The organism is Actinacidiphila sp. bgisy145 (assembly GCF_057708125.1).
This window is the reverse complement of the sequence record NZ_JBYIRL010000019.1, coordinates 1-14,716: the sequence shown is the minus strand read 5'-3', so window position 1 is coordinate 14,716 and position 14,716 is coordinate 1. Positions and strand designations below refer to the sequence as shown.

Genomic DNA, 14,716 nt, shown 5'->3' with positions numbered 1-14,716 from the left:
CCAGGCGTACGACGGGGCAAGGAAGGACCGCGTGGCGCGGTGCCGGAACACCCCGGACCGGCGGCGCCTCGAAGCGGGCGCTACGCCTCAGGGGCGGGAGGTCAGCGACAACACACGACGGGGCAGCGGCACAGGTCGATGACCAGTCGTCGCACCAGGTTCGTCGTCGTCATGCGTCGGGACTATACAGGTCCGTGCGTGACATGCCCAGGACGTGTGTGCCGCTGCCGGCGCTCAACGTCGGCTCGCCGTAAGCGAGTTGCGAGGTGAACCGGGCCGCGCGGGCGGATCGGCGCGCCTCGTCACACCGCGGGCTGCTGTTCCTCCGCCAGCACCCGGGTGACGCCGCGGGAGGCGCCGGCGGCGTCCTCCGCGTGGAGCCGCGCCAGTTCCTCGACGAACGGCCGAATCCGGGGGTCGTGCGCCTTGTCCGGCCGTGTCGCGACGACGGTCGAGCGCAGCAGGGGCAGACTGGGGACCTCCGCGAGGCACAGGGACCCCGGCGCCACCTCCTCGGTCACCGCGGTGACGGGAAGCAGGGCGATCATGCCGTGCCGCAGCACGGACTCCTTCACCACCTGCACGCCGCGGGACCCGACCTGGGGGACGCCGCCCGCACCTGTTCCACGCAACTGCGCCTCTTCGGGGGCCGGCAGAGGTTCACCGGGCCGGTGCGCACCGTGCGCTGCCTGGGCGACAACGTCCTGGTGCGCGAGGCCCTGTCGGGGCCGGGCGACGGGCGGGTGCTCGTCGTGGACGGCGGCATCCGTACCGGCCGCCCCCGATAGACTCCCGGCCGTGGACGACCAACCTCCGGGCCTGGACTGGGAACTCGTGCGCGAGAGCCCGAAGGCGGCCGGATTCCTGAAAGTGCGCAGCCGTACCTACCGCTACCCCGACGGCCGGCAGGACCAGTGGGACATCCTCTGCGGGCCGCGCACCGTGGCCGTGGTGGCCCTCACCGACGACCGGCGGGGCGTGCTCGCACGGCAGTTCCGCCCGGGGCCGGGGCGCGTCCTCGACGAGCTGCCCGGCGGCATCGTGGAGCCCGGTGAGGACGTCGCGGCCGCCGCCGCCCGCGAACTGCTGGAGGAGACCGGCTACCGGGCGGGGCGGGTCGAGGTCGTCATGAAGACCTACCTCGCGTCCTACGCCACCCACCTGCGCCACGCGGTGGTGGCGTGGGACTGCCGCAAGGTGGGCGAACCCGCCCTGGACGCGGCGGAGTTCATCGAGCCGGTCACCCTGCCGGTCGAGGAGTACGTGCGGCACGTGCTGACCGGCGAGCTGACCGACGCCGACATGGGGCTCGCGGGCCTGTTCGCCGCGGGCCTGCTGGTCCCCACGCCCTGAACGCCGGCCAGTTCCGTGGGCGCCGGTAGTTCCGTGCCGTGCCGGGTCAGTTCCGTGCCGGTCAGTTCCGTGCCGCGCGGAGCGCGGCCGGCAGACGGGCGCCGACGGCCGGCTCGGCCTCGACGTACAGCCGGGTGCGCGGTTCGGTGGCCGCGCGGCGCACGGTGATCCGGCCGTGCCCGCCGTCACCGAACACCCAGCGGTCCTCGACGGCGGCGGCGTGCCAGCCCGGCAGCAGCCGCGCGACGCGGGCCACGACCTCCTCCGGCTCCAGCGCGACGGTGTGGATGTCCTGCCGGTAGGGGTGGTCGCCGCGCAGCGCGGTGACCGCGTCGTCCAGGTCCGCGACGGCGGGGAAGGCGGCGAGGAGCGTGCCGAGCGCGGCGAGGCTGTCGCGTTCGAAGTATCCGGCGCCGTCGGGGCCCGGCCACACCAGGGCCCCGTTGGGCTCGAGCCCCAGGGCGGGCCGGGGGTCGCTCCGCCAGGCCGCCACGATGTGCTTGAAGCCGACCGCGGTCTCGGTGACCTCGACGTCCGGCCGGTCCGCCGCCACCGCCCGGGCCACCATCAGCGGGGCGACGGCGGTGGTGATAAGCCTGCGGGCCGGCAGGCCGGCCCGCAGGAGCAGCGCCGCCTGCTCGGCGCTGCCGATGAACCGTGAGCGGCGGGTGAACAGCGCCAGCCGGTCCCCGTCGCCGTCCACCATGGCCACCAGGCCGCGGCCGGCGTCGGGCAGGCCGGCGAGCACGCGCTCCGCGACGGCTTCGGCCTGCTGACGCAGCGTCGGGTCCGGGGTGGCGCCGGCGAAGAACGGCAGCGGCCGTGCCCGGTGGAAGGCGAGCCCCGGCAGGTGCGGTGCGAGGGCGCCGACCGCGCCGTGGGCGGCGTCGACCACCAGCCGGCCGCCGAAGCGCCGGGCGCCGGCGAGCAGCGCGCGCCCCACCGCCCCCCGCGCGTACGCGGCGGCCGCGTCGACGGCGCGGTGCGCGCGCACCGCGACCCCGGCGGGCTCCGGCGCGGCGCCCGCCTCCACCGCGGCAGGCGGCCACACCACGCCGTACCCGGCGCTGTCGCGGACCTTCAGCCCGAAGAATCCCGGCGGGTTGTGGCTGGCGGTCATGACGACCGCCGCCGCCAGCCCGCCGTCCTCGTGCACCATGCGCCCCAACGCGGGCGTGGGCGCCGGTCCGGTGGCCAGCCGGCAGGACGTGCCGCGCCCGGCGAGCCAGTCCGCGGCGAGCCCGGCCAGTTCGCGGGAGCCGGCCCGGCCGTCGTGGCCGACGAGTACGTCCGCTCCCCGGTCCTGTCCTGAGAGGAGGGCGGGAAGGACGCCGTGCAGGACGGCGAGCACCTCGCGTTCGCTCCAGCCGGGCCCCGGCAGGCCCCGCCATCCGTCGGTCGTGGTGGGCTGTGACGTCATCGAGGTGTCCGCCTTCCGGTCCGGGGCACCAGCAGGGCGCCGATGCCCAGTGGGGGCGCGCAGCCGGGAGCCGTGGCCAGCCACCCGGTGAGCGTGGTGGGGCGGGCGGGGGCCGGCCGCCTTCCGGCGGCGCCCGCGAACCGGCCCCCGGCCGCGCGCAGGACCATCGCGGCGGCCGCATGGTCCCAGGGGGCCACGGCAGGACTGCCCGGCGCGGGGAGACGGACGGCGGCCGCGGCCCGGCCCAGCGCCACCAGCACCAGTTTCACGCTGGTGGTGGGTACTTCACGGACCGTGTAGCGGCCCGGCGCGGTCCGCTCCAGCAGGGCCTGGAGCGGCCCCGAGCGCCCGGGCCCGGTCAGCACGGCACGCGGCCCGTACCAGGGGAGTGCCTGCGGGGAGCCGCTGACGCGCAGCACACCGGGGGCCGCGGCCAACCGCAGCCCGTAGCCGGGCAGGTCGACCAGGGACTGCGCGGGGCGGCCCGCGTCGATCTGGCAGATGGCGATGGAATAGGTAGCCGAGCCGTACAGGAAGGGCACCGTCCCGTCCAGCGGATCGATCAGGAAGCACCGGTCCGGTACGGCGCCCAGCCGCATCCGGTTCTCCTCCGCGACGACCCTCCTGGCGGGCCGGGCGCGGCGCGCGGCGTCCTCCAGGATCGCCTGGAGCCGCAGGTCGAGATCGCAGACCGGCTCCGGACTGCCGTACACGTTCGTCTTCACCCGGGCCGGGGTGGGAGCGCGCCGGAACTCCCGGACCGCGAGGCGGCAGCGGTCCAGCGCACTGCCGAACAGCGCGTCGAGCCCCGGGTCGAGGCCGCCCCCCGCCGGTCCCGGTACCGGTGGGACGGCCCGGCCCGCACCGCCCGCACCGCCAGCACTGCCCGCACCGGACCGCGCCCCGGCCATCACGCGCCCCCGCTGCCGCCGGCGGGCAGCCCCCCGGCGCGGGCGGACGGCCCGCGCGGTGCCGCGTCGACATGGGTGGGCAGCGCGCCCGCCAGCCGCGCCAGCACGTCCGGGCGGTCCCGCCAGACGCCGGCCAGCCGCAGCAGCGCCGCGAGGTTGTCGCCGGCGGTGTGGCAGCGCACGGACGTCCACGGGGCGCGGGCCGCGAGGCGGTCCAGCAGCCGGCCGCGCAGCCCCTCGGCGGCGGTCAGCAGCGAGCCGGCGAGCACCAGGCCGTACGGGGTCCCCGGGCCGATGCCGGCGGCCTGGGTGACGGCCAGGACACCGGCGGACAACTCCTCGGCCGCCGCCTCGACGAGAGCCGCCGCGACGTGGTCGCCGCCCTGCGCCCACCGCAGGACGTACGGGGCGAAGTCGGCGACCTCGGCCTTGGAACGGGCCGCGTGCACCGCCGCGAAGAGAGCCTCGCCCAGCGGCGCGTCCGCCCGCGGCCCGCCCGCTCGCCCGCACCACTCGCGCGCGGCCCCGGTGAGCGCGGTGCGCGGGCCCCGGCCGTCCACGGCGCGCACCGCCGCGCGCAGCCCGGACACCGCCAGGTCGTAGCCGCCGCCTTCGTCGCCGAGCAGCCACTCCAGCCCCGAGGCCCGCGCCCACCGCTGCCCGTTGCCCGCCGCGAAGCCCGTCCCGGTGCCGGCCACCACGGCGCACACGGCTGCGGCGGGGCCGTCCGCGAGCAGCAGCGGGGCGATGTCGTTGGTCACCAGGACCGGCGCCGCCCCCAGGCCCGCGAGTTCGCAGGCGTGCCGGACCAGGGAGGCGAACTGCCGGGCGCAGACGGCGGTGGACGCCGCGCCGTGCGCCGCGACCACCCCCCGCACCGACCCGCCCGGCACGGCCACGGCGGGCCGCAGCGCGGCGAGCAGCGTGCCGAGGCCGTCCAGGGCGGGGCCCGCCCCGACCGAGCGGGGATTGGTCGAGGAGCCCTCGGCCGCCGCGCGTTCACGGCCGTCGCGGGACAGCGCCGCCCAGGTCCTGCTGCCGCCTCCTTCCAGCAGGACCCACTCGCCGTCCGGCGCCGTCATGGCCGGCACCGGCGGTCGAGGTGGCGCAGCGCCCGGTCGAACGCCTCCCGGGTCACGTCGTCGACCACGGTGCAGTGCCCCGGCGCGGCCGGGACCACCAGGTGCAGGTGCCCGTTGCGTACGCGGCGCACCGCCTCCAACGCGTCCCAGACGTCCGCCCGCAGGGGTGCGGGGACGGTGGTGGGCAGCCGGTGCCCGGACAGCACGGCCAGGATGCGGTCGTGGTCGCCGCGGGTGCAGTGGCCGCCGTGCAGGCTCAGGGCGGTGGCCACGGCCAGCCCCGCGGCCACCGCCTCACCGTGCAGGACGCGGAACCCCGCGGCTGCCTCGTAGGGGTGCCCGACGCAGTGGCCGAGGTTGAGCAGCCGGCGCAGGTCGGCCTGTTCGAACGGGTCGGGAGCCAGCAGGAGCAGCTTCGCGGTGATCGCGGCCCGGATGATCGCGTCCCACGGCCAGGTGGCGGCCCCGCGCCCCACGGACCGCTCCAGGACGGCGAAGAGTCCGGGGTCGGCGATCAGCGCCACCTTGACCACCTCGGCCAGGCCGTTGCGGATGTGCTGGTCGGGGAGGGTGCGGATCAGCTCGGGGTCGACGAAGACCGCCGCCGGGTGCTGGAAGGCGCCGACCAGGTTCTTCGTCCCGTCGTAGTTGATCCCGCCCTTCCCGCCGATCGCCGCGTCGACCTGGGCCAGCAGCGTCGTGGGCACCAGCGCGTACGGCACCCCGCGCATGTACGTCGCCGCCGCGGCCGTGGTGAGGTCGCACACCATGCCCCCGCCGACGCCCAGCACGAGGGTGCGCCGCGTCGCTTTCACCCGCTGGAGCGAGCGCCACAGGCCCTGGAGGCCCGACTGCGACTTGGTGGCCTCGCCCTCGGCGACCAGCACCACGTCGAAGGGCACCCCGACCCGGGCCAGCACGGCGGACACCGAGGACAGGTGGTGCGCCGCGACTACGGTGTCCATGGTCAGCACGATGCGGTGGGCGTCGAGCGCCGCCACCAACTCCCGCAGGTGGTCGGCGAGACGGTCCGTCAGTCCGTTCTCCAGGTGGATGCGGTAGCGGTCGGCGCGGCGTGCGGTCACGTCGAACCCGCCGTCCGCGCCGTGCGCGACCTCCAGGCGCGAGGCGGTGGTGGTCACAGCAACTCCTTGGCGATGCGGTCGGCCACGGCCCGGGCGGTCAGCCCCGCGGCTTCGTACAGCGCCTCCTGCGGCCAGCCGGCCGCGCCGTACCCGTCGGCGCCCAGCGCCAGGCCGCCGGGGGGCAGGAAGCGGCCGAGGACCGTCGAAGGCGCGTTGTGGACGCAGGCGGCGGCGGTGCCCGGTGGCAGGTGGCGCTCCCGTCCGGCGGCGGCCAGGCGGGCGAACCTGGTGGTGCTGACGACCTCGACGACGCGCACGGCGCGGTGCCGCTCCTCGGTGAGCAGGTCGGCGGCCCGCACCGCGGCCTCGCGCATCGCCCCGGCCGTGAGCACGACCAGGTCGGGGCTGGGGTGGTCACGCAGGGTCAGCACACCGTCCTGGAGCGGGGCCGCGCCCAGCTCGGCGAAGGTGTGGCGCACGGGCACCGCCTCGTGCGGCAGCCGCAGGTAGGCGGGCCGGCCGTCGGCGAGCGCCTGCACGGCGAGGTACTTCGCCGTGTTGACGTCCGCCGCCTCGAACATCTCCAGGCCGGGCAGGGCGCCGAGGGCGGCCAGGCAGCCGTCGGACTGGACCATCGGCCCCAGCGGGTCGCCCAGGCCGCCGGAGGTCCCCACCAGCAGCACCGGCAGCTGCGGGAAGACGATCGACTCCCGGATCTGGTCGAGCATGCGCCAGTAGAAGCCCTCCATCGAGAACAGCACGGGGCGCAGGCCGGCGCCGGCCGCGCCGCCGGCCAGCGAGGCCGCGTCCTGCTCGGCGATCGCGCACTGGAGCACGTCGGATGCGCGGTTGTGCCAGCTCCAGGAGCCGGTGCTCGCCATGCGGGGCAGCAGCCCCGAGTTGCGGATCGCGTCGGGGGCCATCCACAGCAGCGGCAGCCCGGCCAGAGCGTCGGCCAGCTCGGGGCCCAGGGTCTTCTTGGCCACCGGCGCCCGGCCGACCGGCGTCTCGGCGACCCGGCGCAGCAGCGCGGGGCCGTCGGCCCACGCGGGGCGGCACGGCGGCGGCGCGGTGGGGGCCGGCGCGGTGGGGGCCGGCGCCGCCCGCCGCGCGGCGGCGGCCGCGGTGTACCTGTCGACCACCGCGAGCGCGCGGTCCAGCAGCCGGCCGGTGTCGAGGTCGGGGAGGTGCCGGGGGGCGGCCTCCGCGCCGAGCGTGTTGCCGCCCTCCACCTCCGCCGCGAGGCCGCGGCCCTTGACCGTGTGCAGGATCAGGGCCGTCGGCCGGTCGGCCGGGGCCTCCCGCAGGTGCTCGGTCACGGCCGCGACGTCGTGGCCGTCCACCTCCCTGGTACGCCAGCCGAAACCCGACCAGCGGGCGGCCCAGTCGTCCGCGGGCAGCCGGATGACGCTCCCGGACCCGTTCGCGTCCACCAGCGTGACCAGGTTGCGCAGGCCGAGCGCGGCGGCGGTCATGGCCGCCTCCCACACCTGCCCCTCGGTGCACTCGCCGTCGCCGAGCAGAACGAAGGTGCGGCGGCCCAGGTTGCCGCGCCGGTCGGCCAGCGCGAGCCCCGCGCCGAAGCTGAGCCCCTGCCCCAGGGCGCCGGTGCTCATGTGCACGCCGGGAAGCTGGCCGCGGCGCGGCATACGCCCGAGGCGGTGGCCGACCTGCCCGAAGCCGGCCAGCTCCTGCCAGGACATCCCCGGGACCGCGCCCAGGGCCCACAGCGCGGCGTACCAGGGGGCGACCGCGTGGCCCTTGGAGTACACCAGCCGGTCGCCCTCCTCGCCGCTGCCGGGGCCGAGCGTCGTGGCGCCGGAGAAGTACAGCGCGGTGACGGCCTCCACCGCCGAGGAACTGCCGCCCGGATGCTTGTTGGCGGCGAGGACGAAGGCCCGGATGCCGGCGGCTACGGTGCGCAGTTCGTCCGTCGTCGGAACGGGACGCGGTACGTGGGTCATTGCGGCTCTCCTCACGAGGGTCCGCCCCCTGCCCGCAGGCCGGGGACGCGGTCGGTTCCGTTGAGTGCGTGTGCGCACCGCGCGCGGCCCCGCGCGGTGTCCGGTGCGGGGAGCGGGGTGCCGGCGGGAGCGCGCCGCCCCCGGTGCGGGCGGCGGCCGGCGTTCACCGCCGGTCCGCCATGAGGAGCCGGCGCAGGTGGCGCCTGCGGTCGGTGAAGGCGTTGCGGGCGTGCATCATGCGCCAGTTGTCCCAGACCAGGACGCCGCGCTCCTCGATCCGTACGGCGAGGCGGTGCTCGGCGAAGTAGCGCCGGCCCGCCGCGAGGTAGCCGGCCATCAGCGCGTCGTGGTCGCGGCAGCGGTCGTCGCAGGGGAACCGGACCACCAGGGCCCCGTGCCGGTCCTCCACGAGCGGATGGCGGCACCGATAGCTGACCCCGGAGCGGGCGAGCGCCGCGGTCGGCGTCCAGGTGTAGGACCTGGCGCGCAGCCGCGCGAGCTGTTCCGGCGGCAGGCCCGCGACGAAGTCGTAGGAGTCGGCGAGGGTGGTCTCCCCGCCCGGCCCTTCGGCCTGCGTCACGCACCACAGCGCCTGGTAGCGCGGAGGGGGCCCCGGGAACTCGAACCACTCGGTGTGGGCCCGCAGTTCGCGGGTGTTGGACGGCAGGTACACGCTGTTGTCCACCGCCGGGTCCGGTCGGATGTCCCGCACCACCACGCCGTCGAACTGCGGGACGGCCGGCCCCAGCCGGGTCAGCTGGGCGACGTGGTCGAAGCCGTCGGGGACGCGGCGCAGGTACACGTGCCCGGTGGCCGCCAGGGCCGCGCGGACCCGGTCCACGTCGAGTTCCAGGCCCCCAAAGGCCCGCTGGTCCAGGGTGCTGACGAGGCGCGGCATCACGCCCTCGGTCCGGTCATCGCTTCCACCTCCGGGAGGACCGCGCTCGCGAGCAGTTCCAGATGGGCCAGGTCGGCGAGGTCGACCAGCTGGCAGTAGACGCGGCTCACGCCGAGGGCCGCGTAGCCGGCGAGTTCCGCGACCACCTGGGACGGCGTGCCCGTCACGGTGCCGGGCGCGCGGCCCGCGCCCGCCCGTGCTGCGCGCTCGCGCGCCTGGTCCTCGGTGGTGCCGCAGCACACCCGCAGCAGCGCCGAGTGCCGCAGGGACGCCGGATCGCGCCCGATCGCCCGGCACTCCGCCCTGCCGCGCGCGATCGCGGCGGCGGCCGCCTCCGGCGAGGGCCTGGCCAGGTTGTGCTCGTCCGCGAAGCGCGCGGCGATCCGCGGTGTGCGGACCCGGCCCCGGCCGCCGACGGTGATCCGCGGCCGGGGACGGCCGGACCCGGTCCGCGGCCCGGGGTTCGCCTGGAGGCGGTGGTGCGCTCCGGCGAAGCCGAACGGCCGCTGCGCACTCGCCTCCCACAGCCCGCGGATGATCGCGAGCTGCTCCTCCAGCGCGGCGAACCGCTCGGCCGGGGAGCGGAAGGGCACGCCCATCGCGTGGTGCTCGCGCGCGAACCAGCCCGCCCCCAGGCCCAGTTCCACCCGGCCGCCGCTCATCTCGTCCAGTTGCGCGACCACCGTGGCCAGGAGCGCGGGCGACCGGAAAGGGGCCGCGCTGAGCAGGCTGCCCAGGCGGACCCGCCGGGTCTCACGGCTCAGCCCCGCGAGCGTCGTCCACACCTCCGTGGGGCTGCCGGGCGAGGCGCTAGGCGCCCAGCCCAGGAAGTGGTCGGAGCGGAACACCCCGCCGAAACCGAGGCGTTCGGCGGCCCGGGCCACCGCGAGCTGCTGCTCGTACGTCGCGCGGTGGGCCTCCATACTGACGAAGAGCTCCATGCCGGCTCCCTCCTCCTTCGAGGCCCGCGGTGTCATCGTGCTCCGCCCGCCGCGCCGACGAGCCGGTCCGCCCGGCCGGCCGTGTCGGGCCGCAGCAGCGCGCCGTCGAGATGGTGGGCCGTACCGAACACCGAGCCCGACAGCAGGCTGTACGGGGGGACCTCCGCGCCCGGCAGGACCACGGAGGAGACGATGGAGGTATGCGCGCCGATCACCGCGCCCCGCCCGAGGACCGCCGGGCCGTAGATCCGCGCGCTGGGGTGGGCGGTGACGTCGGGGGCGATCAGCACCGGCCCGCGCACGACGGTGGCTCCGCCGCGCGGTGCGGCCGGGCTCGGCCCGGGCAGGTAGCGGCTGGCCGGGGAACTCCCGCTGACCGCCTCGATGTTGCCCTGCCAGTAGCGCTGGGGGACACCGACGTCGCGCTGGTAGACCACCCCCGCGTCGTAGGCGCCCAACGACCTGCCCGCGCCCGGCAGGCCCGGCAGGACCTGCGCGGAGAAGTCGCAGAAGCCCGTGCGGGGGATCAGGGGGACGACGTCGGGGCGCACCACCCACGCCCCGGTCGAGCCGAGCGCGGTCGGAGCGCCGGCGCCGGGTTTGAAGAGGTACTCCGTCACCACCGGGCCGTCGGTGACCAGGAAGTCGCCGTCCCACCGGGCCGGGTCCTGCCGGGCCACCGCCACCGTGACGGACGCCGGGTGCGCGAGGTGCTGCCGCACCAGGGCCCGGATGTCGACCCCCGCGATGATGTCCGCGGGCACCACCACGATCGGCTCGCCCTCCATGTAGCCGAGGTGGTCGCGCAGCGCGCCGCCGGTCCCGGTGCGCCGGCGCTCCCACAGGCAGCGCACCGGGCAGGCCGGACCGCCCAGGGGCTCGACGAACTCGGCGATGGCCCGGGTCCGCGGGCCGACCGTGACGGCGATCTCCTCGACGCCCGCCTCGCGCAGACTCTGGATGACGTACCAGATCACGGGCCGGTTGGCGACGGGCAGCAGTGCTTTCGGGGCGGCCAGGGACAGCGGACCGAGACGGTCCGCGCGGCCGTTGGCGAGTATGAGCGCTTTCATCCGAACCTGCCTCCACGGGTGCGGTCGGCCGGGCTACACGGTGGCGGAGACGAGGAGCCGCCGCAGGTGCCGCACCTCGTCGGTGAAGGCGTTGCGGGCGTGCATCATGCGCCAGTTGTCCCACACCAGGACGGCCCGCTCCTCGATCTTGACCGCGACGTGGTGGGCCGCGAAGTACTCCCGGCCCGCGGTCAGGAAGCGCTCCATCAGGTCGTCGAAGCGCGCGCACCGGTCGTCGCAGGGGAAGCGCACGATGACGTCGCCGCCGTGTCGTTCCAGCAGCGGGTGGTCGGCGTGGAAGTCGATGCCGAGCTTGCGCAGCACCGCGCTGGGCTGCCACGGGTAGACCGAGGACAGCAGGTGCTCGCGGTCCCGCGCGGTGAGGGTCCGCACGAAGGAGTAGGCGTCCGCCAGCGTGGTCTCCCCGCCCGGGCCCTCGGTCTGCCGCACGCACCACAGGGCCACGTAGCGCGGCGGGTGGCTCGGGTACTCGAACCACTCGGTGTGCGGCATGAGTTCGCGGGTGTTGGACGCGGAGAAGACGGTGTTGTCCACGGTCGGCTCCGGCCGCACCTCGCGCACGATGGCCCCGTCGAACTGGGCGGCGGGCGCCCCGAGCCGGCTCAGCTGGCCGACGTAGTCGAAGTCCTCGGGCACGTCCCTGACGTAGGCGTACCCCTCTCGCGCGAGCGACGCGCGCACCCGACCGAGGTCGAGCTCCCCCGCGGGGCCGTCGGCCAGGCTGATCGAGATCACCGGTACGGTCATTCTCCACTCCGTTCACTCGTGCGGTGGTGGTCGCGGCGGGCGGTGCGCGCACGGCGCGCCGCCCGCAGCAGGTGCAGGACGCGCAGGGGGACGAACCGGATGGCCAGCCTGAACCGGTGGAACCACCCGTACTGGAGGGCGATCAGCCCGCCGAGGTACTCCGGGACGGTGAAGACGCGCTCCGCTCCCGGGAGCAGCCGGGCGCGGACCGCGCCGGCGACGGAACCGACGGACGCGTACATCGCCGCCGCCCGGCGGTAGTCCTGCCCGAGCTCGCCGTCGGGGCGGTCGGGCGCGTAGGTGTCCCGCAGCAGGCGGTGGTGGTAGTTGAGCCAGCCGAGCAGGTTGCCGGTCTCGGCGAACCACGTGCGGTCCCCGTCGGCCCGGTCGTCCCGCCTCGGTGCGCCGGCCGCGAGCGCCCGCAGGCTGCTCGACACGTCCAGCAGCCTGCGCCGCAGATGGACGTCGCTGTCGGGCAGGTGCGCCTGAAGGGCGCGCAGGAACCCCGGTGTCAGCAGCCGGCTCAGGAGCTTCATGCCGGGGACGAGGGCCATGTGCTCCAGCACCCTGCCCTCGGTCTCCATCAGCACGCGGGCCGCGGCGGGCGCTGCTGCCCCGCGGCGGTGCCGGTGCAGCCAGACGTACGCGGGGAGCAGCCGGCCCTGCACCCACAGGCAGGCCCCGATGCGCTCGGCCCGGTGCACGGGGTCGATGCCCGCGGGCAGTACGCCCCGCGACCAGACCCGCCGCAGTTCTCCCCAACGGCCCTTCTCCCACAGCAGTTCGGAGAGCGCCCACCGCGCCTGCGCGGGTGGCACCGCGGAGTGCGTGGCCTCCTCGGCGAGCATGGCCCCGACCTCGCCGACCAGGCCGAGCGCGCGGTACAGGGCCAGCCGCGCGGCGATCCGCTCGGCGTGCGAGACCGGCACGTCGGGGCACCACGTCGTCCGGCGGCCGGGCGCGGCCAGGGCCGGCAGCGACCAGGCCGCGGCGAGCGCCGCGAAGAAGTCGGCGGTCGGTCCGCAGACCACCGCCACCTCCGCGCCGGCGGCCCGCAGCAGCCCGGCCATGGCAGGCTGCCGGCCGCGCGGCACCTGGTGCCAGTCCGCCCCGCGGTCGGTGTGCACACCGTGGTTGACCCATGTCACCCGCTGCCCCCGCAGGGCGTCCGCGGGGAGGGCGGCGAGCAGGTCGTCGACGTCGAAGAAGTCGCTGCCGCTGTAACCCGCGACGACCACGGCCGGGGCCCGCCGCAGCGCCCGGGTCAGCCGCCGTGCCTCGTCCGCGGCGAAGCCGGCCTCGATCCGGGCGAGCGTGGCGCCCAGCGTGCCCAGACGGGGGTCGTCGCGTACCGAGCCGTGGAAGTGCAGCAGCTGTTCCGGGCCGGGCGGCGCGGCGAAGGCGCCCTCGTGGGCGCGCTCGACGCAGTCGTCGAAGTTGGCGGTGACGTGCCTGCCGCCGGCCCGCAGGTGGTGGGCGAAGAAGCGGTGCAGCCGGTTGGGCGGAGCCGTCCGCAGATCGGCCAGCAGGCGCAGCGCCCGGTGGTCGTCGCCCAGGACGCGGTCGGCGACGCCGAGCACGGTCTCCAGCCGCGGCAGCCGTACCGTCCCGGGGCGGGCCGCGCCCGCGGACCGGTCGCAGATCTGCGGGGCCGTCCAGCCGAGCGAGCGGTGATGGGCCATCACGGTGCCGAAGCTGTCGGTGTCCGGGCCGCTGTCGAAGTACAGCGCGAAGGCCCGCCGGGTCAGTGCCTCCGCCGCCGGCAGGCAGGACGGGGCGTCCAGCGACACGCCGGCGCCGGTCCAGCAGGTCACCTCGGCCGGTCCCAGCGCCGCCAGCGGGCGGACGATGTCGTCGAGCGGGGACATGGGTGGGCTCCTCTCCCGCGCCGCGGGGGATGTCGTCGGTGCCGGGGCGGCCCGGTCAGTGGAGGGGCGAACGGCCGGCCGGGTCCTGGCCGGCGCCGGGGGCCGGGGCCGGGTCCGCCGGTCGGACCGGCTCGGGCACCGCAGCCTCCCAGATCGCGTCGAAGCGCCCGGACCAGTAGTCGAACCACCTCGGCGAGTCGCGGCGGTGGATCGTGATGTGCATGCGCTCGGCGATGCTGTCGTCGCGGAAGCCGTGCGTCTCGACGATCAGGTAGCCGTCGGGGGACTGGGCGTCGACCACGATCAGGCTGAACCCCGGATTGAAGTCCAGCAGCCGGTAGTCGAACCCCGCGGCGCCCGCGAGCCTGCGCAGACCGCTCAGCGTCGACTGGAGGGTCTGGCCGAGATCGAGGCTGGTGTCCAACTGCGCCGCGGTCCGCGCGAGTTGGCCGGGCTCGGGCGACTGCACGACGATCCTGAAGGTGCCGCCGCGCTGGAGCACCTCGCGCCGGATCTCCGCGGTGTTGACGACGACGTTGACGGCCGTCGGCCCGTACACGCGGATGTCGCGGGCGTCGCGCAGCAGCACCCCGAACTGCGTGAAGGAGGTGCGGTCCTGGAGCACTTCGTCCACCGGGAGCCGGGCCGGCGCCGGTTCGGTGTGCAGCACGAGGAACGCCACCGTCGCCAGCACCATGCTCTGCACGACGCGCGTTCCGACGACGTCGAACAGGCCCAGCGCGGTGAGCGTGGTGCTCAGGCCGAAGATCCCGTACGTCTCCAGCCGCCGGCCGTGCAGGATGTCGTCGGCTCCCCGGCGCAGCCCGCGGGGCAACCGACCGGCTCCGAACCGCCTCAAGGCGCCCATGGTGAGACCTCCGCTGCCGTCGATCGGATGAGTCGGATGGGGATGCGCGCCCTCCCGAATCCGGCCGGAGCCGGGGGCGGCGCGGCCGCGCGTGGGAGAATCGGGCCGCGGTCCGCGCGCCGGGAGGCGTGCGTTTCGATGCTGCCAGGGCGCCCCGGCCCCGCCCAGGCCGGCGGTGGTGCCGGGGTGGTGCCGATGTGGTGCCGCACCATCCCCGAACGACGGGAGGGCCCAGGCCATGCGAGAGCAACCGGACTTCCGAGAGCAACCGGACTTCGCCGCCCTCCTGCGGCACCTGCGGCAGCAGCGCGGCTGGTCGCTGCGCGCCCTGGGCCGGAAGATCCACCTCGACCACAGCGTGCTCAGCCGATACGAGAACCGGCTGCGCGTCCCCGACCCGCAGGAGGCCGCCCGGCTCGACACCGCCCTCGGCGCCGACGGGGCCCTGCGCGCGCTGGCCGGGGCCGCCGCCCAGGCGGCGGCCC

The 14,716-nt window shown here is 76.3% G+C and carries 15 protein-coding genes; 3 read left to right on the top strand and 12 right to left on the bottom strand.

All coding sequences use genetic code 11. From position 1 onward, the window contains the following. Positions 1-302 precede the first annotated feature (302 nt). Positions 303-656 (bottom strand): LysR substrate-binding domain-containing protein, encoded by a 354-nt coding sequence (locus AC3ERT_RS18575; protein ID WP_435135686.1) that lies wholly within the window; start codon positions 654-656, stop codon positions 303-305. Between AC3ERT_RS18575 and AC3ERT_RS18570 the strand changes: the two genes are divergently transcribed. Both AC3ERT_RS18570 and AC3ERT_RS18565 read left to right on the top strand, forming a co-directional pair. Next, positions 552-788, top strand: coding sequence for an RraA family protein (locus AC3ERT_RS18570; RefSeq protein WP_488179836.1), 237 nt, complete (start codon positions 552-554; stop codon positions 786-788). The genes AC3ERT_RS18575 and AC3ERT_RS18570 overlap by 105 nt on opposite strands. A 10-nt stretch (positions 789-798) precedes the next feature. After that, positions 799-1,353, top strand: coding sequence for an NUDIX hydrolase (locus AC3ERT_RS18565; protein WP_435135633.1), 555 nt, complete (start codon positions 799-801; stop codon positions 1,351-1,353). Positions 1,354-1,414: 61 nt separating this feature from the next. On the opposite strand, the gene AC3ERT_RS18560 is transcribed toward AC3ERT_RS18565, so the two are convergent. The 11 genes from AC3ERT_RS18560 to AC3ERT_RS18510 all read right to left on the bottom strand — a co-directional run bounded on the left by AC3ERT_RS18560 (position 1,415) and on the right by AC3ERT_RS18510 (position 14,222). Beyond that, positions 1,415-2,773, bottom strand: a complete 1,359-nt coding sequence (locus AC3ERT_RS18560; protein WP_435175436.1) for a phosphohexomutase domain-containing protein — start codon at positions 2,771-2,773, stop codon at positions 1,415-1,417. Then, positions 2,770-3,684, bottom strand: coding sequence for an inositol monophosphatase family protein (locus tag AC3ERT_RS18555; protein ID WP_435175434.1), 915 nt, complete (start codon positions 3,682-3,684; stop codon positions 2,770-2,772). Before AC3ERT_RS18555 ends, AC3ERT_RS18560 begins: the two co-directional genes overlap by 4 nt. Beyond that, on the bottom strand, positions 3,684-4,766 hold the full coding sequence (locus AC3ERT_RS18550) for a BadF/BadG/BcrA/BcrD ATPase family protein (protein WP_435175432.1): 1,083 nt from the start codon (positions 4,764-4,766) through the stop codon (positions 3,684-3,686). Before AC3ERT_RS18550 ends, AC3ERT_RS18555 begins: the two co-directional genes overlap by 1 nt. After that, a complete protein-coding gene (locus AC3ERT_RS18545; protein ID WP_435175430.1) occupies positions 4,763-5,908 on the bottom strand; it encodes a 3-dehydroquinate synthase in 1,146 nt (381 codons plus the stop codon). Before AC3ERT_RS18545 ends, AC3ERT_RS18550 begins: the two co-directional genes overlap by 4 nt. Continuing rightward, entirely contained in the window at positions 5,905-7,815 is a 1,911-nt protein-coding gene (locus AC3ERT_RS18540) for a transketolase-like TK C-terminal-containing protein (RefSeq protein ID WP_435175428.1), read from the bottom strand. The genes AC3ERT_RS18545 and AC3ERT_RS18540 overlap by 4 nt, the downstream gene beginning before the upstream one ends. A 163-nt stretch (positions 7,816-7,978) precedes the next feature. Then, positions 7,979-8,713, bottom strand: coding sequence for a TauD/TfdA family dioxygenase (locus AC3ERT_RS18535; RefSeq protein WP_435135645.1), 735 nt, complete (start codon positions 8,711-8,713; stop codon positions 7,979-7,981). After that, complete coding sequence (locus AC3ERT_RS18530; protein WP_435135647.1) at positions 8,713-9,654, bottom strand: LLM class flavin-dependent oxidoreductase; 942 nt, start codon at positions 9,652-9,654, stop codon at positions 8,713-8,715. The genes AC3ERT_RS18535 and AC3ERT_RS18530 overlap by 1 nt, the downstream gene beginning before the upstream one ends. 32 nt (positions 9,655-9,686) lie before the next feature. Further along, positions 9,687-10,727 carry a nucleotidyltransferase family protein gene (locus AC3ERT_RS18525; RefSeq protein ID WP_435135649.1) on the bottom strand — a complete coding sequence of 347 codons (1,041 nt, stop codon included), beginning with the start codon at positions 10,725-10,727 and terminating at the stop codon, positions 9,687-9,689. A gap of 33 nt (positions 10,728-10,760) precedes the next feature. After that, on the bottom strand, positions 10,761-11,495 hold the full coding sequence (locus AC3ERT_RS18520) for a TauD/TfdA family dioxygenase (protein WP_435175426.1): 735 nt from the start codon (positions 11,493-11,495) through the stop codon (positions 10,761-10,763). Next, a complete protein-coding gene (locus AC3ERT_RS18515) occupies positions 11,492-13,363 on the bottom strand; it encodes a hypothetical protein (RefSeq protein ID WP_435175424.1) in 1,872 nt (623 codons plus the stop codon). The genes AC3ERT_RS18520 and AC3ERT_RS18515 overlap by 4 nt, the downstream gene beginning before the upstream one ends. 55 nt (positions 13,364-13,418) lie before the next feature. Next, a complete protein-coding gene (locus AC3ERT_RS18510) occupies positions 13,419-14,222 on the bottom strand; it encodes a hypothetical protein (protein ID WP_435135654.1) in 804 nt (267 codons plus the stop codon). Between the two features lie 247 nt (positions 14,223-14,469). On the opposite strand from AC3ERT_RS18510, the gene AC3ERT_RS18505 reads away from it, so the two are divergent. Continuing rightward, the coding region (locus AC3ERT_RS18505; RefSeq protein ID WP_435175422.1) for a helix-turn-helix domain-containing protein at positions 14,470-14,716 on the top strand (247 nt) is incomplete at its 3' end.